Source organism: Mesorhizobium sp. 128a (assembly GCF_053848025.1).
The window spans coordinates 257,485-274,896 of record NZ_JBSPKY010000002.1 but is presented as its reverse complement, the minus strand read 5'-3'; the positions used below and the strand labels follow the sequence as shown (position 1 = coordinate 274,896).

The 17,412-nt window shown below is 63.0% G+C and carries 25 protein-coding genes; 12 read left to right on the top strand and 13 right to left on the bottom strand.

Annotated elements, in window-relative coordinates; translation table 11 throughout:
- Positions 1–31: 31 nt before the first annotated feature.
- Complete coding sequence (locus ACWTU9_RS05010; protein WP_455857337.1) at positions 32–949, bottom strand: polyprenyl synthetase family protein; 918 nt, start codon at positions 947–949, stop codon at positions 32–34.
- A 53-nt stretch (positions 950–1,002) separates the two neighbouring features.
- Here ACWTU9_RS05010 and ACWTU9_RS05005 point away from each other — a divergent pair, with 53 nt between their 5' ends.
- The 4 genes from ACWTU9_RS05005 (at position 1,003) to ACWTU9_RS04990 (ending at position 3,853) form a co-directional block, all read left to right on the top strand.
- Complete coding sequence (locus ACWTU9_RS05005; RefSeq protein ID WP_455857543.1) at positions 1,003–1,788, top strand: biosynthetic peptidoglycan transglycosylase; 786 nt, start codon at positions 1,003–1,005, stop codon at positions 1,786–1,788.
- A 153-nt stretch (positions 1,789–1,941) separates the two neighbouring features.
- Entirely contained in the window at positions 1,942–2,124 is a 183-nt protein-coding gene (rpmF, locus tag ACWTU9_RS05000) for a 50S ribosomal protein L32 (protein WP_008834724.1), read from the top strand.
- A gap of 217 nt (positions 2,125–2,341) precedes the next feature.
- Positions 2,342–3,289, top strand: a complete 948-nt coding sequence (locus tag ACWTU9_RS04995; RefSeq protein WP_455857336.1) for an agmatinase — start codon at positions 2,342–2,344, stop codon at positions 3,287–3,289.
- A gap of 162 nt (positions 3,290–3,451) precedes the next feature.
- A complete protein-coding gene (locus ACWTU9_RS04990; RefSeq protein WP_142869343.1) occupies positions 3,452–3,853 on the top strand; it encodes a hypothetical protein in 402 nt (133 codons plus the stop codon).
- Between the two features lie 9 nt (positions 3,854–3,862).
- Here the strand turns inward: ACWTU9_RS04990 and ACWTU9_RS04985 are convergent, their stop codons facing one another.
- The 3 genes from ACWTU9_RS04985 to ACWTU9_RS04975 all read right to left on the bottom strand — a co-directional run bounded on the left by ACWTU9_RS04985 (position 3,863) and on the right by ACWTU9_RS04975 (position 5,325).
- A complete protein-coding gene (locus tag ACWTU9_RS04985) occupies positions 3,863–4,294 on the bottom strand; it encodes a GlcG/HbpS family heme-binding protein (RefSeq protein WP_455857335.1) in 432 nt (143 codons plus the stop codon).
- Positions 4,295–4,478: 184 nt separating this feature from the next.
- Positions 4,479–4,718, bottom strand: a complete 240-nt coding sequence (locus ACWTU9_RS04980) for a hypothetical protein (protein WP_142869345.1) — start codon at positions 4,716–4,718, stop codon at positions 4,479–4,481.
- A gap of 94 nt (positions 4,719–4,812) precedes the next feature.
- On the bottom strand, positions 4,813–5,325 hold the full coding sequence (locus ACWTU9_RS04975; protein WP_455857334.1) for a winged helix-turn-helix transcriptional regulator: 513 nt from the start codon (positions 5,323–5,325) through the stop codon (positions 4,813–4,815).
- 102 nt (positions 5,326–5,427) lie between these two features.
- On the opposite strand from ACWTU9_RS04975, the gene ACWTU9_RS04970 reads away from it, so the two are divergent.
- From ACWTU9_RS04970 to ACWTU9_RS04955, 4 genes are all read left to right on the top strand, one after another.
- Positions 5,428–6,258 (top strand): alpha/beta fold hydrolase, encoded by an 831-nt coding sequence (locus ACWTU9_RS04970; RefSeq protein WP_455857333.1) that lies wholly within the window; start codon positions 5,428–5,430, stop codon positions 6,256–6,258.
- A gap of 118 nt (positions 6,259–6,376) precedes the next feature.
- Positions 6,377–7,033, top strand: a complete 657-nt coding sequence (locus ACWTU9_RS04965) for a glutathione S-transferase family protein (RefSeq protein WP_455857332.1) — start codon at positions 6,377–6,379, stop codon at positions 7,031–7,033.
- Between the two features lie 5 nt (positions 7,034–7,038).
- Positions 7,039–7,368, top strand: coding sequence for an ArsR/SmtB family transcription factor (locus ACWTU9_RS04960; protein ID WP_455857331.1), 330 nt, complete (start codon positions 7,039–7,041; stop codon positions 7,366–7,368).
- Between the two features lie 54 nt (positions 7,369–7,422).
- Positions 7,423–7,854 carry an SRPBCC family protein gene (locus ACWTU9_RS04955; protein ID WP_455857330.1) on the top strand — a complete coding sequence of 144 codons (432 nt, stop codon included), beginning with the start codon at positions 7,423–7,425 and terminating at the stop codon, positions 7,852–7,854.
- Between the two features lie 49 nt (positions 7,855–7,903).
- Here ACWTU9_RS04955 and ACWTU9_RS04950 read toward each other — a convergent pair whose 3' ends face one another.
- From ACWTU9_RS04950 to ACWTU9_RS04940, 3 genes are all read right to left on the bottom strand, one after another.
- Positions 7,904–8,167, bottom strand: coding sequence for an ArsR/SmtB family transcription factor (locus ACWTU9_RS04950; protein ID WP_454573090.1), 264 nt, complete (start codon positions 8,165–8,167; stop codon positions 7,904–7,906).
- A gap of 32 nt (positions 8,168–8,199) precedes the next feature.
- On the bottom strand, positions 8,200–9,438 hold the full coding sequence (locus ACWTU9_RS04945; RefSeq protein ID WP_455857329.1) for an MFS transporter: 1,239 nt from the start codon (positions 9,436–9,438) through the stop codon (positions 8,200–8,202).
- A 131-nt stretch (positions 9,439–9,569) separates the two neighbouring features.
- Positions 9,570–9,764: a DUF1192 domain-containing protein gene (locus tag ACWTU9_RS04940; protein WP_454573498.1), complete on the bottom strand. Its 195-nt coding sequence runs from the start codon at positions 9,762–9,764 to the stop codon at positions 9,570–9,572.
- A 148-nt stretch (positions 9,765–9,912) separates the two neighbouring features.
- Here ACWTU9_RS04940 and ACWTU9_RS04935 point away from each other — a divergent pair, with 148 nt between their 5' ends.
- The 3 genes from ACWTU9_RS04935 to ACWTU9_RS04925 all read left to right on the top strand — a co-directional run bounded on the left by ACWTU9_RS04935 (position 9,913) and on the right by ACWTU9_RS04925 (position 12,445).
- Positions 9,913–10,923: an NAD(P)H-quinone oxidoreductase gene (locus ACWTU9_RS04935; protein WP_455857328.1), complete on the top strand. Its 1,011-nt coding sequence runs from the start codon at positions 9,913–9,915 to the stop codon at positions 10,921–10,923.
- A 363-nt stretch (positions 10,924–11,286) separates the two neighbouring features.
- A complete protein-coding gene (locus ACWTU9_RS04930) occupies positions 11,287–11,427 on the top strand; it encodes a DUF1127 domain-containing protein (RefSeq protein ID WP_454573093.1) in 141 nt (46 codons plus the stop codon).
- A 322-nt stretch (positions 11,428–11,749) separates the two neighbouring features.
- On the top strand, positions 11,750–12,445 hold the full coding sequence (locus tag ACWTU9_RS04925) for a DUF1013 domain-containing protein (protein ID WP_455857327.1): 696 nt from the start codon (positions 11,750–11,752) through the stop codon (positions 12,443–12,445).
- Between the two features lie 49 nt (positions 12,446–12,494).
- On the opposite strand, the gene ACWTU9_RS04920 is transcribed toward ACWTU9_RS04925, so the two are convergent.
- The 3 genes from ACWTU9_RS04920 to ACWTU9_RS04910 form a co-directional block, all read right to left on the bottom strand.
- Positions 12,495–13,214 (bottom strand): helix-turn-helix transcriptional regulator, encoded by a 720-nt coding sequence (locus ACWTU9_RS04920; protein ID WP_454573499.1) that lies wholly within the window; start codon positions 13,212–13,214, stop codon positions 12,495–12,497.
- Positions 13,215–13,340: 126 nt separating this feature from the next.
- Positions 13,341–13,751 carry a hypothetical protein gene (locus ACWTU9_RS04915; protein ID WP_455857326.1) on the bottom strand — a complete coding sequence of 137 codons (411 nt, stop codon included), beginning with the start codon at positions 13,749–13,751 and terminating at the stop codon, positions 13,341–13,343.
- 183 nt (positions 13,752–13,934) lie between these two features.
- Positions 13,935–14,105, bottom strand: coding sequence for a hypothetical protein (locus ACWTU9_RS04910; protein ID WP_454573096.1), 171 nt, complete (start codon positions 14,103–14,105; stop codon positions 13,935–13,937).
- Between the two features lie 203 nt (positions 14,106–14,308).
- Between ACWTU9_RS04910 and ACWTU9_RS04905 the strand changes: the two genes are divergently transcribed.
- Complete coding sequence (locus tag ACWTU9_RS04905) at positions 14,309–14,470, top strand: hypothetical protein (RefSeq protein WP_181057993.1); 162 nt, start codon at positions 14,309–14,311, stop codon at positions 14,468–14,470.
- A 106-nt stretch (positions 14,471–14,576) separates the two neighbouring features.
- Here the strand turns inward: ACWTU9_RS04905 and ACWTU9_RS04900 are convergent, their stop codons facing one another.
- From ACWTU9_RS04900 to ACWTU9_RS04890, 3 genes are all read right to left on the bottom strand, one after another.
- On the bottom strand, positions 14,577–15,290 hold the full coding sequence (locus tag ACWTU9_RS04900; protein ID WP_455857325.1) for an SGNH/GDSL hydrolase family protein: 714 nt from the start codon (positions 15,288–15,290) through the stop codon (positions 14,577–14,579).
- Positions 15,291–15,390: 100 nt separating this feature from the next.
- Entirely contained in the window at positions 15,391–16,095 is a 705-nt protein-coding gene (locus ACWTU9_RS04895) for a DUF899 domain-containing protein (protein ID WP_454573101.1), read from the bottom strand.
- 176 nt (positions 16,096–16,271) lie between these two features.
- Positions 16,272–17,297: a class I fructose-bisphosphate aldolase gene (locus tag ACWTU9_RS04890; RefSeq protein ID WP_455857324.1), complete on the bottom strand. Its 1,026-nt coding sequence runs from the start codon at positions 17,295–17,297 to the stop codon at positions 16,272–16,274.
- Positions 17,298–17,412 lie beyond the last annotated feature (115 nt).

Below are 17,412 nucleotides of genomic sequence, written 5' to 3'. Positions count from 1 at the left end.
ACGGTTTTCAGCTATCCAATTGGCAGCGACGTCAGTTGTTGCGGATTGCCACGAAACTTGCCGCAGCCTTCAGCAAGGTTGCCTGTTCACCGTAAGGCTCAAGCAATTCATGCGCCTGCTTGACCAGCCCATGGAGCTGGCTGCGCGCCCAATTCGTGCCATGCAGCGCCACCAGCGTCGCCTTGCCGGCGGCGGCGTCCTTGCCCGTCGCCTTGCCCATCTGGCTGACATCGGCGGTCAGGTCGAGCAGGTCGTCGGCGAGCTGGAAGGCAAGGCCGACCGCCGAGCCGAATTCGGCCAGCCTGTCGCGGTCCTGCGGTGCGGTGCCGGCAATGATCGCGCCGGCTTCGCAGGCGAAGCGGATCAGTGCGCCGGTCTTCATCGCCTGCAGCCGGATGATGCCGGCCTCGTCGGGCCTGTCGCGCTCGGCATCGAGGTCGAGCGTCTGGCCGCCGACCATGCCGCCGGCGCCGGCCGCGCGCGCCAGCGCCAGCACCAGCGCTGCCCTGCGCTCCGCCGGCAAGGCCGTCGCCTCATCGGCGACGATGTCGAAGGCCAGCGTCAACAGCGCGTCGCCGGCCAGGATGGCGGTGGCCTCGTCGAAGGCCTTGTGCACCGTCGGCTGGCCGCGGCGCAGATCGTCGTCGTCCATGGAAGGCAGATCGTCATGGATCAGCGAATAGCAATGCACGCATTCCAGCGCCGCCGCCACGCGCGATGCGGCCTCGCTATCGGCGCCGAAAAGCGCGGCACTTTCCATGACCAGGAAGGGGCGTAGCCGTTTGCCGCCGTTCAGCACGCCATGGCGCATGGCCGCCATCAGGCGCTGCGGCCGGACGATCTCGCCGGCCAGTGTGCTGCCGTCGAGCAGCAGCCTGAGCTCGGTCTCGATCGCGGCCGCCCGCACCAAAAGTGCGGCTTCGAAGACCATTTGTTCGTCTTTCGTCATGGCCGGGAGCGGTAGCCGACACTCAGACGTTGCGCAAGAAGCCTCGCGCCATTATGCCGGAGGCGGGAGACTGGCGCGGGTGGGGCGGCTTGACTGAACCGATCGTCGATCATGAAATCGAAGGGCTGGACATGGCGCGACCGAGGCGCGTGAACCGCGCCGGTCTGAAGCGCCTGGCACGACGCTGCCTGGTCGCCGTCGCCGTGCTGGCGGCGATACCCATTGTGCTGACCTTCCTTTACCTGCCGTCCTTCGTGCATCCGATATCGACCTTGATGGTCAAAGACCTGGCGACGTTTTCCGGCTACGACCGGCGCTGGGTTTCGATCGACGATGTGTCGCCGGTGCTGGCGAATTCGGTGATCATGTCGGAGGACGGGCAGTTCTGCTTCCATCGCGGCGTCGATCTCGGCGAATTGCGCGGCGTCGTCGACGATGCGCTGGCCGGCGAGGCAACGCGCGGCGCCTCGACCATCACCATGCAGACGGTGAAGAACCTTTTCCTGTGGTCACGGCCGCTGGGTTCGGTGCGCAAGGTGGTGGAACTGCCGCTGGCCGTCTATTTCGACGCGGTGATGTCGAAACGCCGGATCATGGAAATCTATCTCAACATCGCCGAGTGGGGTCCGGGCATTTACGGCATCGAAGCCGCGGCGCAGCATCATTTCGGCGTTTCGGCCAAACGGCTGTCGCGGCGGCAGGCCGCCCTTCTCGCGGTGTCGCTGCCCAATCCAATTGCCCGCAATCCGGCCAAGCCCGGTCCGGGCTTGCGGCGGCTGGCGTCGCTGATCGAGCGCCGTGCCGGCCGGTCGGGCGCTTATGTCGGGTGTCTTGATTAGGACGAACCGCCGCCGGCTCAAAAAAATTCGTGCCGGCGCTGGCCAAAACGGCGCAGGGCGTGTATAGGCACCCGACTTTCTCAGATTATGGCCCTGACGCGGCCCTTTCACGAGGGCTATCGGGGCATTTTGACCATGTAGTGGAGCATATCCATGGCCGTTCCGAAACGAAAAACCTCTCCGTCCAAGCGCGGCATGCGCCGCTCGGCCGACGCTCTCAAGGCCCCGACCTATGTCGAGGACAAGAACTCCGGCGAAATGCGCCGCCCGCACCACATCGACCTGAAGACCGGCATGTATCGCGGCCGCCAGGTTTTGACGCCGAAGGAAAGCTGAGACCAGCTTTTCGAAGTGTTTGAATACCAAAAGACCGGCCATTGGCCGGTCTTTTTGCGTTTGGTGGCCGCGCGGCAGCTTCGGGCCGATTTCTATGCCAAAGGCCGGACCGTCACTGGCGATACACGCCGCCATCGCGGTGCTGTATTGCGTTGCGTCGCCGCGATTGCGGCTGAAGCACCTGCCTGCACCAGGGTGGGGCGACAGAGGAAACCGCATGACCAAGCTCACCACAGCGCCGCGCGACGTCTTCCAGACCTTCCTGAACTTCCCGCTGGTCGAGGATCTCGATGCGCTGAAGGCCGATGTCGCCATCATTGGCATGCCCTACGGCAGCCCCTACACGATCGACGAGACGATCAACGACCAGACCAACGCGCCGACCGCGGTGCGGCGCGCCTCGCAACGCATCAGCCTCGGACTCGACCGCTATGATTTCGATATTGGCGGAACCCTGTTCGACGGACAGGACGTCAAGGTGGTCGATGTCGGCGATGTCCCCGGCGATGCCGCCGGCGGCCACTACGGGCGGGCCGAAGCGGCGATCCGCAAGATCCGCGCCGCCGGCGCCTTGCCGATCACCATCGGCGGCGATCACGGCATTCCGATCCCGATCCTCCGGGCGCTTGACGGCGAAGGGCCGATCACCCTGGTGCAGATCGATGCCCATCTCGACTGGCGCGACAACGTCAACGGGGTAAGGGAAGGCTACTCCAGCCCCATCCGCCGCGCGTCGGAGATGGCGCATATCGCCGAGATTTTCCAGCTCGGCATCCGGGGCCAGGGCAGCGCCCGGCTAGAGGAGGTGGAAGCGGCGCGTGCCTATGGTTCCAACATCGTCACCGCCAATGAATGGCAGGACATCGGCACGGCGGCGCTGCTGAGGCGCATTCCGGACGGCGGCCGCTACTATCTCACCATCGACGCCGACGGTCTCGATCCCGCCGTCATGCCGGCGGTCGAGGGACCGTCGCCTGGCGGCGTCAGCTACCGGCAGACGATCGAGCTGATCAAAGGACTGTTCGCCAAGGGGCGCGTCGTCGGCATGGACATCGTCGAGATCGCGCCCGCGCGAGACGTAAATGAAATCACTTCGATGACCGCCGGCAGCATCATCCTCAACGCCATAGGCGCTGCCGTGCGCACCGGGCAGTTCAGGCGCTGAGCCGGGTGACACGGTTGTTGCACCCGGTCTTCGACCGTGTTCACGGCTGTTAGCTAAAAATCTTGACGGCGTGCTTGCGGGGCATTCTACAGTAGGTGCCCCCATTGTTTACGCAATTCCGGACCGCTCACACTTTCCTGGAATTGCTAGAGGAGACGCCTGATGTTCGGTGCCATCCCGCTGCTGATCGTGCCCTTCGTGGCCTATAATCTCGGACTCCTCGGAATATTCGGCAGCGGCGACGATCCGTGGGCGACCGAAATCTTCTCGTTCCGCATGATGTCTGGCGGGGTGTTTTCGATGACGCTCGGCGACCTGATGGTGGTGATCGGACTGATCTTCCTGTTCCTCGAAATGGTGAAGTCGGTGCGCACCACGAATGCCTCGATCATGGACCATCTGTTGTCGACATTGGTCTTCGTGGCGTTCCTGGTCGAGTTCCTGCTGGTGAAGGGCGCGGCGCACTCCGTCTTCTTCACGCTGATGGTAATCGCGCTGTTCGACGTGCTGGCCGGCTTCTCGGTGTCGATGCGATCGGCCAGCAGGGATATCAATCTGAATTAGAGCTCAGCCTCAGCCTGGATCGGCGGTGAACCCAGCTGCTTCGATGCCGGCGATGGCGGCGGCCTCGTCATTGTCCGACGTATCGCCCGAAATGCCGACAGCGCCGATGACGGCGCCTGTTTGATCGCGGATCAGCACGCCGCCGACGACCGGCAGGACGCGACCACCCGAGACGTCGGAGATGCCGGCGACGAGATGCGGCCGTTCCTTGGCGAAAGCCTCGACACGGCGCGAGCCCATGCCGATGGCGAGCGCGCCATAGGCCTTGCCGGCCGACATTTGCGGGCGCAGGAACGAGGCGCCGTCTTGGCGCTGGAAGGCGACGAGATGGGCGCCGGCATCGAGCACGGAGACGCCGAGCGGCTTGAGCTTCAGCTCGGCACCCTTGGCGAAAGCGGCGTCGATGATGTGCTTGGCTTTTTCGAGGGTCAAAGCGGTCATAGCAGTCTCCCGTTCAAACGCGCGTCGATCATCGGCCTGACACGCGAGATGCGAAATCCCGGTTGCGGTTGAAATTGCTTCGCGCAGGAAAGCGGAATGGCGGGAGGTCATAGCGGCGTGCCGTTGACCGGCATTCCGGCCGATATGCTCAGCCGCCCCAATCTGCCATCAACTATGGGTATCGTCAGGCGATTTTTTTCTTGGCCCGCGCCGGCTTCTTGACCGGGGCGGCGGGCGCATTGGCCAGATCTTCCGCTTCCTTGGCAAGGCGCAATGCCCGGAGCTTGTTGGTCTTGGCCTGGCGGGCGTCGGCCTCGGCGACATACTCCGCCATCGCCTTTTGCCGCACCGTGGCTGCCTCTTCCTGCTTCTTGAAACGCATATCTGCCCGCGCGCGGGCGGTATCCTTTGAGTTCTCAACCAAGAGCGTTATCCAATCCCATAAATTATGTTTTTCAGCCCCTTGATAGCAGAGCCGCCCCATAAATGGGAAAATAAGTTGGTCAGCAGGCGGCGGCCTATGCGGCGCTTGACGCCTTGCGCGCCACCACCGCCTCGTATCCGGCCTGCAATGTGGCACGGACAGAAGGCCGCCCCGGCGCTGCGACTGGCATGCCCAGATGGTCGTGGCGCAACTCGTCCATGAACTGCTCCCACATTGGCGGACCGCCCTTCTCCAGCAGTTCAGCGCGGATCGACAGCTCCTCGCTGACCGGCAGCCAGACGCGGCCCCAGGCACCGAGATGGGCCATGATCGGCACCAGCGTGATCGCCATTTCGGTCAGGCTGTAGATCGCCTTCTGCTTGTGCGAGGGATCGTCAGCCTTGGTCAGCATGCCAAGTTCCATCAGCCGCTTCAGCCGATCGGCCAGGATGTTGGAAGCGATGCCCTCGATCGAGCCGTTGAGCAGCTCGCGAAAGTGGCGTTTTCCGCCAAAAATCATGTCGCGCAGGATGATAAGGCTCCAGCGGTCGCCGAACACTTCCAGCGACAGATTGATAGGGCATCCCGAGCGGTGTTCGGTTTTCATCCGACTCTCCCCGTAAAAACCAGTTGCATTATCGTATCAGTTTCATTATCGTGCAACCGATTGCAAAAGGCAATCAGTTTGAGCATAGGCGAGGAGAGTCCCATGACAAAGGCCGCAGCACCCAAAATCGTCTCCCAGACGTTTGGCGATCCCGGCGATCCAGCCATGCTGCTGATCATGGGCGCCATGGCCTCGATGCTGTGGTGGCCGGAGGCGCTTTGCAAAAAACTCGCCGGCGAAGGTCGTTTCGTGATCCGCTATGACAACCGCGACACCGGCCTGTCGACCAAATATGCGCCGGGCGAGCCGCCGTATACGTTCGACGACATGGCGGACGATGCCGCCAGTGTCCTCGGCTATGACATCGCGAAAGCGCATGTGGTGGGGATGTCGATGGGCGGCATGATCGCGCAACGACTGGCGTTGAAACATCCCTCACGTGTCATCACACTGACGGTGATCAGCAGTTCGCCGGTGGGGATCGATACATCGCATCTGCCGGGGACGACCGAAGCCTATATGGAGCACTCGACCGCTGGCACAAAGGTCGACTGGTCGGACCGCGAGCAGGTGATCGACTTCATCGTCAAGGACGCCCACGCCATCGCAAGCACCGCGCATCCGTTCGACGAGAAGGCGATGCGGGCGTTCATCGAACAAGACTATGACCGATCCGGCGGCTTTTTGAGCGCGACCAACCATTTCATGCTGAAAGGTGGCGAGGATCTTAAAGGGCGCCTGCGCGAGATCAAGGCTCCGCTGCTCGTCATCCACGGGACATCGGATCCGATCTTTCCGGTCGAACATGGCGCAGCCCTTGCCGATGCCGTCGCCGGCGGACGGCTTGTCCGCATCGAAGGCGGTGGCCACGAACTGCATCCCGTCGATTGGCCGATAATTGTTGCCGCCATCGTCGCGCATACCAAGCCCTGACGGGCGGTGGAGTTCGAACCTTGACACACTCCACCTGCGGCAATAGTTAAGTAGTTGCTTCAGTGTTTGGTGGCGAGGCAACTCCAGCAACGACGAACTCGAAACAGACGAGCAAAAAATGTCCCTGACGTTCCATTTCCATCCGCTGGCGTCGTTCTGCTGGAAACCGCTGATTGCGTTTTATGAGAACGAGACGCCCTTCACGCCGGACATCGTCGATCTCGGCGACGAGCAGTCGCGGGCGGCGTTCCTGAAGGTGTCGCCGACCGGCAAGATGCCGGCGCTGCGTGACGATGCGCGCAACCGCACGGTGCTGGAATCGACCATCGTCATCGAATATCTGGCTACCCACTATCCGGGACCGGTCGAGCTAATCCCAGCCGAGGCCGACCTCGCTCTCCAGGTCCGCCAGGCCGACCGTTTCTACGATTTCTACGTTCAGACGCCGATGCAGAAGATCGTCGGCGACAGGTTGCGGCCGCAGGACAAGACCGATCTGTTCGGCGTCGAGGAGGCGCGGGCGCAACTGCGGAACGCCTATGCGATCGTCGAGGAGGAGATGCGTTCGAAAATCTGGGCGGCCGGCCATAGCTTCACCATGGCCGATTGTGCGGCCTCGCCGGCGCTGTTCTATGCCAACAAGGTCGAGCCGTTCGGCGACAGCTATCCGGCGGTGAAACGCTACCACGACCGCCTGCTCAAGCGACCGTCCTTTGCCCGGGTGATCGAGGAGGCGCAGCCCTACTTCAAATTCTTCCCCTACAACAACGGCTGATCGCGATGCTGCACGATCCCGCCCAGCTCGACCTGATGTTCCAGGCGCTTGCCGACCCGGCCCGCCGCAGCATGGTCGAACGGCTGTCGCGCGGGCCGGCTTCGGTCAGCCAGTTGGCCGAACCGCTGGCAATGTCGCTGTCGGCCGTCGTCCAGCATCTCAACGTGCTCGAGGCGAGCGGCCTGGTGCGCTCGGTAAAGCTAGGCCGCGTACGCACCTGCCAGATCGCGCCGCAGGCGCTGCGTAGCGCCGAACACTGGATCAATGAGCGGCGGCTGACATGGGAACGCCGGCTCGACCGGCTGGGCGGTTTTCTCGCCGAGACCGAAGACTAAAGAAAACTGAAGGAGGCCATTCTGACCGAACGATCCGTCGTCCATTCCACCTTCGTGCTTGAGCGCGTCTATCCGGCGACGCCGGCGAAAGTCTATTTCGCGCTCAGCGATCCGACCGCCAAAGGGCGCTGGTTCGCCGACCCCGACAATCCGATGGCCCACAGGCACGAGATGGACTTCCGGGTTGGCGGCCAGGAGGTCAATGCCGGCGGGCCAAAGGACGGGCCGATCCACACCTACACCGCCACCTATCTGGACATCGTGCCCAACGAGCGCATCGTCTACAGTTACGACATGCTGTTCGGCGAGTCCCGCATTTCGGTATCGCTGGCGACGATCGAATTGCGGCCGGAAGGGACCGGAACGCGGCTGGTGCTGACCGAACAGGGCGCGTTTCTCGATGGCCACGACACGCCCTCGACGCGCGAGCATGGAACCGGGTTTCTGCTCGATGCGCTGGGCAAGGCATTGGCAGCGGGCACTTGAAGCTTGGAAAGCGTAGTTTCCGCCGTGCCTCAATTTCCTGGATTTTGGCCTATGCTTCCCAGAACTGGTCTAGCCAAATATTGAGCTGGAGGAAGCCGGCGGTGCTGACCGTATAGACCCGCCTCGTGCCTTCGGCCTTGGCCTGAACCAGACCGGCGTCCAGCAACACTTTCAAATGCTGGGACACGGCCGGGCGAGAGACTGGCAGGCCCGAAGCCAGCTCGTTGACGGTTTTCGGGCCGCGCCGGAGCTCTTCCAGGAGATAGCGCCGGTTGGGATCGGCAATCGCCATGAAGGCGTCAGAAAAGATCATGCCTATACTTGTGGGGCAAAGTTTTTCAAATCTCAACCGTCAGTTTCCGCTTTTCTGAGCCGCAATGCTTCGGGGGTGACCGAGCGATCGGCGGGCTGGGTCTTGAAGGCGTCGCGGTTTTCGATCGGCACCGGCGCGCGGCGGCTGATGCGCAGCAGCGTGTAGGCGGCAAGGCACAGATGCGCCAGAGCGGTGGCCAGGAACAGGCCTTCGGGGCGGAACCAGCCCATCAGGGCGGCGGCCAGCAAGGGCCCGATCATGGTGCCGAACCCGTACAGAAGCAGCAGGCCGCCCGAGACCTTGACGAAATCCTCGGCGCGCGCGTGGTCGTTGGCATGCGCCACGGCGATCGAATAAAGCGTGTAGGCGAAGGCGCCGTAGGCGGCCGTGAAGACGATGACGAAGATGGAAGAACGCGGTTCGAACAGGAAGATCAGGATGGCGAACAGCGCCGCGCCGAAAGCCGCGCCCGCCAGCACGAAACGGCGGTCGGTCTTGTCGGAGAGGCGCCCGGCCGGAAGCTGCATGGCTGCGCCGGCAACGACGACAAGGCTCATCATCAGCGCGATCTCGGCGGTGGAAATGCCGATACGGGCGCCATAGACCGCACCCAGGGTACCCCAGGCGCCATTGGCGATGCCGATCAACAGGCAGGCGATCGCCGACACCGGCGAATTGACATAAAGCCCTTTGACGTCGAGCTTGACGTCCTGCAACGGCTTGGGGGACGAAGCCGACGAGACGGCGGTCGGGATCAGCGACAGGCAAAACAATATGCCGGTGATCATGAACAGCGACGCCGATTTGACGTCGCCGCCGGCAACGATCATCTGGCCGCCCATGATCGAGGCATAGGTGACCATCATGTAGAGGCCGAAGACGGTGCCGCGGTTCTCATTGGTGGCCTTTTCGTTCAGCCAGCTTTCGATGACCATGAAGGCGCCGGCCATGGTGAAGCCGGTGAAGGCGCGCAGCAGGATCCAGACATATTCGTTGATGATCAGGCCGGTGAGCAGGGCGACGATGGCGCCCGACGCGGCAAAGGCGCCGAACGCCCTGACATGGCCGGCGCGGCGCACGAGGCGCGGTGCGAAGAAGCAGCCGGTGACGAAGCCACCGGCCCAGGCAGTTCCCATCAGGCCGAGCGATGCGGTCGAAAACCCTTCGATCTGGCCACGCAGCGGCAGCAGCAGGCCATGCAGTCCCGATGCCGCAAGCAGGAAAGCAGTGCCGCGAAGCAGCGAGAGGATCGGTCTGTAGCTTGCAAACATTGTTTGATCCGGCTGGAGGGGCTTGTCGGTTCTGAGGACGGGAGCAGTTCTGAAGGTGTGGCAGCTCTGAAAATAGGCGCATTCGGGCTTTTCGGCGGCGAATGTCTCGGCGTCGAAAGCCAGCGCAAAAGCTAGCCGCGGCGAAACAGCGCTTCGGCCGCCGATTTGGTGCTGCCCTTGGCCTGGAGCTCAGCTTCCAGCCGGGCAATCTCGTCGCGCAATATGCCTATCCGCTCGGTCAGGTCACCGACCGAAAGGAGCGACAGATCCTGTCCGATCTCATGCGGCCTGGATTTCTTTTTGGGTTCGTCGTCGAAGATCGCCATCGTCGCTCCTCCCTGATTCAGCATTTGGGCCGATCCAGTATTGGCCTGATTTGAGCATTTGCCTGATCCGGCAATCAGCATACATAGGGCAGGGGTGCTGATGCAAACAGCCGGCGACAGACCGGCCCGATCGAGACGGGAAATTTTCATGGGAAGCGGACATAAAATTCCGGCGACGATGACGGCCATTGCAATCTCGCAACCCGGCGGGCCGCGGGTGCTGAAGCCGGAAATGCGCGATGTGCCGGTGCCCGGCCCCGGCGAAATCCTGATCCGGGTGCGCGCTGCCGGCGTCAACCGGCCCGACGTGCAGCAACGCAAGGGCGCCTATCCGGCGCCGCCCGGTGCCTCCGACCTCCCGGGCCTCGAGGCATCGGGCGAAGTGGCAGCGCTTGGCGACGAGATATCGCGCTGGCGCATCGGCGACCGGGTCTGCGCGCTGACACCGGGCGGCGGCTATGCCGAATATGTCAAGGTTCATGCCGGCAGCGTGCTGCCGCTGCCTGCCGGCTTCACCCATACGGAAGCGGCCGCGGTGCCGGAAAACTATTTCACCGTCTGGCACAATGTGTTCGAGCGCGGCGGCCTGAAGAAGGGCGAGACGCTGCTCGTCCATGGCGGCTCGTCGGGCATCGGCACCACGGCGATCCAGCTGGCGTCGGCCTTTGGCGCCTATGTCGTGACCACCGCCGGCTCGAAGGAAAAGTGCGACGCCTGCCTGAAGCTTTGCGCCGACAGGGCGATCAACTACCGCGAGGAGGATTTTGTCGCCGCGGTCAAGGACGCCACCGGCGGCAAGGGCGCCGACGTCATCCTCGACATGGTCGGCGGCGACTACGTCCAGCGCAACTACGAGGCGGCGGCCGTCGAGGGTCGCATCGTCCAGATCGCCGTCCAGGCCGGGGCGGTGGCGAGTGCCGATTTTTCCAAGATCATGGTCAAGCGGCTGACCCATACCGGCTCGACACTGCGGCCACGCACGGTCGAGTTCAAGGCAGCGATCGCCGCGGCGCTGGAAGCGCAGGTGTGGCCGCTGCTCGGCACCCGCAAGGTGTCGCCGGTGATGGACATGATCTTCCCACTGGCCGATGCCTGGCGCGCGCATGAGCGCATGGAAGAGGGCGAGCATATCGGCAAGATCGTTCTCGACGTCGGCTAGGATGCGCCGATATTCAGGTGAGGCCGGCCTGCGAATGGCCGATCCCTGCGCTTCCGGCCTTCGCCGGCCGAAGCCCTTTTTTTGAACGGCAGTCACGGTTAAGGCTTCGGCCGGCGTAGGCCGGTGCTCACGTACTTTAAGTACGCTCCGCTCCGGTTCTCGGGCTCAGCCATTCTCGACTCGGCCTGACCTGAATCTCGACACATCCTCCGCGCTCGCCCCTGTTGGCAAGATGAACAGAGGCTTAATGGTGCAATGCAGCATTTGCATTGCGGCTATGCAAAGACGTCTGTTCAATTCGTGGGCAGCGCTGCCTATCTAAGCGTCATCGAAACGATTTGATCCAACAACTGGAGGACTACCATGAACCCGATCCGCGCTTTCCGTAACTGGCGTATGTACAACGAAACCGTGCGCGAGCTGAACAAGCTCAACGCCCGTCAGCTCAGCGACCTCGGCATCAACCGCGGCGACATCGAGCGGATTGCCCGCAAGGCCATCTAATCGAAGCATGGCTGGCCGTAAGGCTTGGCCATGTGCTAGAAGCAAGAGCCGCAGCAGACGTTTTCCGTCGCCGGTTCCGAGCCCGCTGGACCCTGTCCGGCGGGTTTTGTCGTTTTAGGGCCTTTTTACGCCTCGGCATCGACGATCGCCGAGGCCAAGGCCCCTTCTGGCCTCCACGCACTCTGGCGCCCAACGGCTGGCCCTGCGCCAAAAACATTGCGAAACGGCAGCGGAGCGGTTATACAGGCCGCGAATTTCCCATTTTGGTGGCTCTAAACCACCGCCCGCGCGGGAACGCGGGCGAACGAGAAGGATTTTTGAAATGGCCAATACGCTGCTGATGCCCAAGGCGACCGCCGTCTGGCTGGTCGACAACACCGCGCTCTCCTTCGAGCAGATCGCGCAGTTCTGCGGGCTGCATCCGCTTGAGGTCAAGGCGATCGCCGACGGCGAATCGGCGCAAGGCATCAAGGGCATGGACCCGATCATGACCGGCCAGCTGACCCGCGACGAGATTGCGCGCGCCGAGAAGGATCCGAACCAGCGCCTGAAACTGTCCGACCCCAAGGTGCGGGTGCCGGAATCCAAGCGCAAGGGCCCGCGCTACACGCCGCTGTCAAAGCGTCAGGACCGGCCCAATGCCATCCTGTGGCTGGTGCGTAACCACCCGGAATTGAAGGACGCGCAGATTTCGCGCCTGGTCGGCACGACCAAGTCGACGATCGAACAGATCCGTGAGCGCAAGCACTGGAACTCGGCCAATCTGCAGCCGATGGACCCGGTGACGCTGGGTCTCGCCTCGCAGATCGACCTCGACATGGAAGTCAACCGCGCCTCGCGCGGTCGCGAGCAGGCGCAGCCTGTCGGTGACACGCTGCTGCCGGCGGCGCTGACCGAGCGCCTTGTGCCGGCGCCGGAGAAGCCGAAGGATGAGGATGCCGAGCTCGACGCCAACGCCGTGTTCGCCAAGCTCTCGGCGCTGAAGTCCAAGAACGAAGATACCGACGGCGACGAGTAAGCTTCGGCTCTGCCAATAAAAAAGCCCGCTTCGTGCGGGCTTTTTTGTCTCAGCTCCGCGCCGCGCGGTCCGGCGTCATACCGTAATCCTCCGAGCGTTCGACCGCGCGGTAGAAGTCGGCGAGTTGCTTGCCGCGTTCCGGCTTGAAGATGCGGCCGGCGATGACCACCGAGGCGATGCGGTCGATGCGGAAGGCGCGGAAATCGTCGCGCATCTCGCACCAGGCGACCAGCGTCCACACCTTGCCCCAGAACCACAGGCCGAGTGGGCGGATATCGCGCCCGGTGCCGCGGCCGGCCTCGTCGCGATAGTCGATGGTCAGCACCTGCCGCTTCTCGACGGCGCGCTCGATCAGGTCGATAGCCTCGCGCGCGGCATCGCTCACCACCCACATCGGCGTGTGGATCTCGGTGCGGGCGATGCGGTCTTTCTCGGCGTCGGGCAACACGGCGCCGATCTTGACCAGCGCCTCGTCGGCGGCACGCGCCATGGCCGCACCACCAAAGGCGCGCACCATGCGCGCGCCGGCAACCAGCGCCACGATCTCGTCACGCGTGAACATCAGCGGCGGAAGGTCGAAACCCTCCCTCATCATGTAGCCAACCCCCGCCTCGCCGTCGATCGGCACCCCGGTCGACTGCAGGTCGGCAATGTCGCGGTAGATGGTTCGTTCGGAAACCTCGAGCCAGGTGCCGAGCTTCTGAGCGGTGACCAGCCGGCCACCGCGCAGATGCTGCACGATCTGGAAGAGCCTGTCGGCACGGCGCATCGTATGGTCCCTCGGCTGCGTTTCCATGAATGTCGTGGTCCCCAAACCGGTTCCGGGCGACATCCATTTCCTGTTTCATGCCTGCCGTTGCCCCAAAAACCGCTAAACACTTTTGGGCGGCAGGCATTATGGCTTCAATCCTTCGCGCTTGCGCTGCGCGGCGACGAATTCCGCGCCGAAGGACAGTTTCTTCGTCGTTGGCGCGTTGGTGTCGAGCACACGCCAGAATGGCGCAATTGCGCTCGGCTCCATGCCGCGCTCGAGATCCTCATTGGCGGCTTCCGCGATGGTGCGCAGATGATAGCCGATGGTGACCGGACATGTCACTTGCGCCCCGTGCTCGATGGCGAGCGCGGTGCGCAGGGCGCGGACGTCCATCTCGACGCCTTTGGGAATGGAACGAATAAAATCATCGACCTGGCGGGCCGTCGGCACCAGCATCGGCTGGCCCTCGACGACATCGCCCATCGTGCGCGGCGTTGGCTTGACGCCATTGATGCCTGGCGTGTTCAGCCTGTCGTTCCAGCTCTTCACCATTCATGTCTCCTGACACGTTTATGGCATGCTGCTCCTGACAGCATTCTGTCAGGAGCCTTCAGCATTGTACGTGGCGAGCGCCGAAATGTTTTGCGCCGGCCCGCAGGCATCGCTGCCCGCGCGTCATGTGATTGATCTGGGCGTGGCAGTGGCTAAATCCAAGCATTGCCATGAAAAATCGCCTCAGACCTCACGAATGCGGCCGCGGCCCTCATACATATCGGGCCAGCCAATGTCCTTGCGGATGTCCGCCGGCAAGGAGTTCAGGAAGCGCTGGGTGCGGACTTCGTTGCGCATCGTGCGGATCTTGCCGACATAGTGCTGTACGTTGTTCAAAATACCAAAGCCGTTCATGACCAGTCTCCTCTTTGCTGATGGAGACACTATCGCACACCCCTCCTGACAGCAGTCTGTCAGGAGGATGTCAGGTCGCTGAAGAAAGTCGCGCGATAATCTGCGGGCGGTTCGGAAGCGGGTTTTTGTCAGGAACTGCCGGACTGGGCGAGAGCGCTCACGAAGCGCTTTGACAGTCGGTCGCGATGCTGCTCAAAGGCGGCATGTCGAAGCTTCTCGCCCTTGTCTTCATCGGCATCATGCTCATCCAGATCATCAAGCCGCTCGGCTGGCCTGGCTTGAGGCGGCGCGGCGATTTCTGGAAGCTGGCCCTGCTCGCCATGGCTGCCATCTCGCTGGCCGGCGTGCTGGGGCACTGGACATAGCATGGCGGCTGTCGCGCCCTTGCCGGAGCAGGCAAGCTTGCTTCAGATCGGATCGACCGTTCCCATGGCGATCATGCGAATTGCGCTGAGCCGGTGCCCGCCCTGGTCAACCGGCGAGGATATGGCCGACCAGATGTTCGGCCCAGGCGCGGTAGCCGGCTTCCGAGGCATGAAAGCCGTCGGAGGCAAAACCCTCTTCGGGATTGGGGATCGGCAGGCGCGGCGCCGGCACCGCGCCGCGCTCGAAGCAAAGGCGCTCGCCCATCCGGTTCATAGCGGTGGCACGGATCTCCAGGATCTTGCCGAGCATCGGCGGCATGGCCGGCGCACGGGTGAATTCCAGCACCGGCGACCAGACGACGCGGGCTTCCGGCCACTTGGCGCGCAGCGCGTAGAGCAGGCCGCCGAACTCTTTCTTGAAGCGCGGCACCGAGTGGAAATTCTTGGTGTCGTTGGTACCGATGGCGAGCACGATATGCGTCCATGGGTCGGCCGACAGGTTGGGCAGCACATGGTCACGGATCTGGCCCGAGGTGGCCGAATTGAAGCCGGCGGCGCGCCATCGCACGGCGTTGCCGGTGCGCTTTGCGATCATGACGGCAAGCTGCGCGGCCAGCCCGTCCTCGGAATTGCCGATGCCGACCGAGGCGGCCGAGGAATCGCCCAGCACCAGCAGCGAGATTGCCGGCGCCTTGCCCTTGATATCATGCATGACCGGTCCCTGTGCCGGCAGCATGCGGGTGGTGCGCCGGCGCACGCCGAGCCCCTGCCAGACATAGACGGGGTAGGCGAGCCAGGTGAGAAGGGCGGGGAAGTGCATAGCGATACCGTTTGATGGTCGTATGCAGGCTTAGCGCATGTCCGCGTCGCCGTGAACGGCCTCAGTCGTCGCAGCAGTTCGGCTTGTCCGCCTGCCTGTCCTAATATTCGTCGTGCAGCCGCACCCAATCCATCAGGCTTTGATAAGGGCCGGTTTCGTCACGGCCCTTCGGTGTCATGTCGAGATAATCATAGGTGCCGATCTGCGCCTCGCCGCCGCGGGCGCGCGACGTGAAGGTGAGGAAGATGTCGCCATTCTGGTCCTTGTAGAAAACGCTGGTGCCGGGAAGATCCTTTGACGTGCGCGGACGCGTCTCGAAATTGTAGGTGGTGTCGCCGGCCGCGATCTGCTTGTCGGTGAACGAAACCTGCATGTCGAAGTTGAAATCCGAGGCGTAGGACGACACCCAGTCGAATTTCCAGCCCATGCGCTGCTTGTAGGGCAACAGCTCCGCCAGCGGCGCGCGCGCAACCACGACCAAAGATACGTCGTGATGCCTGAGATGCTGGTTGGCGCCGTCTATGTGGTCGGCAAGGAACGAACAGCCTTCGCAACGGTGATCCGACCCTGGCGTCATCATGAAGTGATAGACGATAAGCTGGCTGCGGTTGGCGAACAGCTCCGCCAGGTTCTTGGGCCCTTGCTCGGTCTCGAAGACGTAATCCTTCCTGATCTTCAGCCATGGCAGTTCACGCCGCTCGGCGGCGATGCGCTCGCGAAACCGCGTCAGTTCCTTCTCGCGCGCCAGATGCGCCTTGTGCGCCTGGAACCAGTCGTCGCGCGAAACCACCTTGTTGCTAGGCATGAACCTCTCCCTGTCTGTCATCCCAAGGACGTTCGGGATGGGCAGGACCCGACATCGCCGTCAGCTTTTGCCGAAGGGGAGATAAGGATGGACAGGCTCCATCCCAAGCCCGCACGCCGCAAACAAAAAACCCGGGCGCATCGGCCCGGGTTTGTATGACAACGGGAGGACTGCGCTCAGGCAGCCTGTTCGAGGCTCGCCTTCCATTTTCCAAGCGCCGCCAGATGGTTCATATAGGCGCGGTGGGTGAAGGCGGCCTGGCCGGCAGCGACGTTCGACGCCTTGCCGCTCCAGGCTTTTTGCGGGGCGGCCTGCAACGCACGGCCGTAGGAGAAGGTCAGCTTCCACGGGTGCGGGCCGATGGCGTTGATGGCATTGAGGTTTGCGGTTGCTTCCTCGTCCGACTGTCCACCCGAGAGGAAAGCGATGCCGGGCACCGCAACCGGCACGGTCTCGCGGAAAAGCCTGATCGTCTTTTCTGCGATCTCCTCGGGGCTGTTCGTCTTGCCGGATTTCTTGCCGGCAATGACCATGTTCGGCTTCAGGATGGTGCCTTCGAGCACGACGCGCGCCGCATGAAGCTCGTCATAGAGCTCGATCAGCGTCGCCTTCGAGACCGCGTAGCAGGTGTCGATGTCGTGGGCACCGTCCATCAGCACTTCCGGCTCGACGATCGGCACGATGCCGGTTTCCTGGCAAAGTGCTGCATAGCGGGCGAGCGCATGGGTATTGGAGGCAATCGAATTGGCCGAGGGCACGCCCTTGCCGGTGTCGATGTCGATCACCGCGCGCCATTTGGCGAAGCGGGCACCGAGCTTGTAATAGTCGGCAAGGCGTTCGCGCAGGCCATCGAGCCCCTCGGTAATGGTGTCGCCGGGAAAGCCGGCCAGCGGCTTGGCGCCGGCATCGACCTTGATGCCGGGAATGGCGTCCGCTGCCTTGATGATGTCGACCAGCGGCGTGCCGTCGGCGGCCTTCTGGCGGATCGTCTCGTCATAGAGGATGACGCCGGAAATGTATTTCGTCATCGCGTCCTTGGCGCGAAACATCATCTCGCGGTAGTCGCGGCGGCTGTCGGCGGTCGATTCGACGCCGATGACGTCGAAGCGCTTCTTTATGGTGCCGGAGCTTTCATCGGCGGCCAGCAGGCCCTTGCCGCCGCCCACGATCGCGGCGGCAATATCTTCGAGACGTTCGCTCATTGTTGCTTCTCCTGAAGGGGTCTGTTCCGCGCTTAACGGAAGTCTACCGCCAAAGGAATGGCATCGGAAAGCTCGAATCGATTGAAAGTTCCCGGCGCGTCATTTGGCGCCGGTG

Bases quoted from the DNA above. Each gene is read 5' to 3' on its own strand.
- ACWTU9_RS05010 (WP_455857337.1), bottom strand. From the start codon at position 949: ATGACGAAAGACGAACAAATGGTCTTCGAAGCCGCACTTTTGGTGCGG.
- ACWTU9_RS05005 (WP_455857543.1), top strand. From the start codon at position 1,003: ATGCCGGAGGCGGGAGACTGGCGCGGGTGGGGCGGCTTGACTGAACCG.
- rpmF (WP_008834724.1), top strand. From the start codon at position 1,942: ATGGCCGTTCCGAAACGAAAAACCTCTCCGTCCAAGCGCGGCATGCGC.
- ACWTU9_RS04995 (WP_455857336.1), top strand. From the start codon at position 2,342: ATGACCAAGCTCACCACAGCGCCGCGCGACGTCTTCCAGACCTTCCTG.
- ACWTU9_RS04990 (WP_142869343.1), top strand. From the start codon at position 3,452: ATGTTCGGTGCCATCCCGCTGCTGATCGTGCCCTTCGTGGCCTATAAT.
- ACWTU9_RS04985 (WP_455857335.1), bottom strand. From the start codon at position 4,294: ATGACCGCTTTGACCCTCGAAAAAGCCAAGCACATCATCGACGCCGCT.
- ACWTU9_RS04975 (WP_455857334.1), bottom strand. From the start codon at position 5,325: ATGAAAACCGAACACCGCTCGGGATGCCCTATCAATCTGTCGCTGGAA.
- ACWTU9_RS04970 (WP_455857333.1), top strand. From the start codon at position 5,428: ATGACAAAGGCCGCAGCACCCAAAATCGTCTCCCAGACGTTTGGCGAT.
- ACWTU9_RS04965 (WP_455857332.1), top strand. From the start codon at position 6,377: ATGTCCCTGACGTTCCATTTCCATCCGCTGGCGTCGTTCTGCTGGAAA.
- ACWTU9_RS04960 (WP_455857331.1), top strand. From the start codon at position 7,039: ATGCTGCACGATCCCGCCCAGCTCGACCTGATGTTCCAGGCGCTTGCC.
- ACWTU9_RS04950 (WP_454573090.1), bottom strand. From the start codon at position 8,167: ATGATCTTTTCTGACGCCTTCATGGCGATTGCCGATCCCAACCGGCGC.
- ACWTU9_RS04945 (WP_455857329.1), bottom strand. From the start codon at position 9,438: ATGTTTGCAAGCTACAGACCGATCCTCTCGCTGCTTCGCGGCACTGCT.
- ACWTU9_RS04940 (WP_454573498.1), bottom strand. From the start codon at position 9,764: ATGGCGATCTTCGACGACGAACCCAAAAAGAAATCCAGGCCGCATGAG.
- ACWTU9_RS04935 (WP_455857328.1), top strand. From the start codon at position 9,913: ATGGGAAGCGGACATAAAATTCCGGCGACGATGACGGCCATTGCAATC.
- ACWTU9_RS04930 (WP_454573093.1), top strand. From the start codon at position 11,287: ATGAACCCGATCCGCGCTTTCCGTAACTGGCGTATGTACAACGAAACC.
- ACWTU9_RS04925 (WP_455857327.1), top strand. From the start codon at position 11,750: ATGGCCAATACGCTGCTGATGCCCAAGGCGACCGCCGTCTGGCTGGTC.
- ACWTU9_RS04920 (WP_454573499.1), bottom strand. From the start codon at position 13,214: ATGCGCCGTGCCGACAGGCTCTTCCAGATCGTGCAGCATCTGCGCGGT.
- ACWTU9_RS04915 (WP_455857326.1), bottom strand. From the start codon at position 13,751: ATGGTGAAGAGCTGGAACGACAGGCTGAACACGCCAGGCATCAATGGC.
- ACWTU9_RS04910 (WP_454573096.1), bottom strand. From the start codon at position 14,105: ATGAACGGCTTTGGTATTTTGAACAACGTACAGCACTATGTCGGCAAG.
- ACWTU9_RS04905 (WP_181057993.1), top strand. From the start codon at position 14,309: ATGTCGAAGCTTCTCGCCCTTGTCTTCATCGGCATCATGCTCATCCAG.
- ACWTU9_RS04900 (WP_455857325.1), bottom strand. From the start codon at position 15,290: ATGCACTTCCCCGCCCTTCTCACCTGGCTCGCCTACCCCGTCTATGTC.
- ACWTU9_RS04895 (WP_454573101.1), bottom strand. From the start codon at position 16,095: ATGCCTAGCAACAAGGTGGTTTCGCGCGACGACTGGTTCCAGGCGCAC.
- ACWTU9_RS04890 (WP_455857324.1), bottom strand. From the start codon at position 17,297: ATGAGCGAACGTCTCGAAGATATTGCCGCCGCGATCGTGGGCGGCGGC.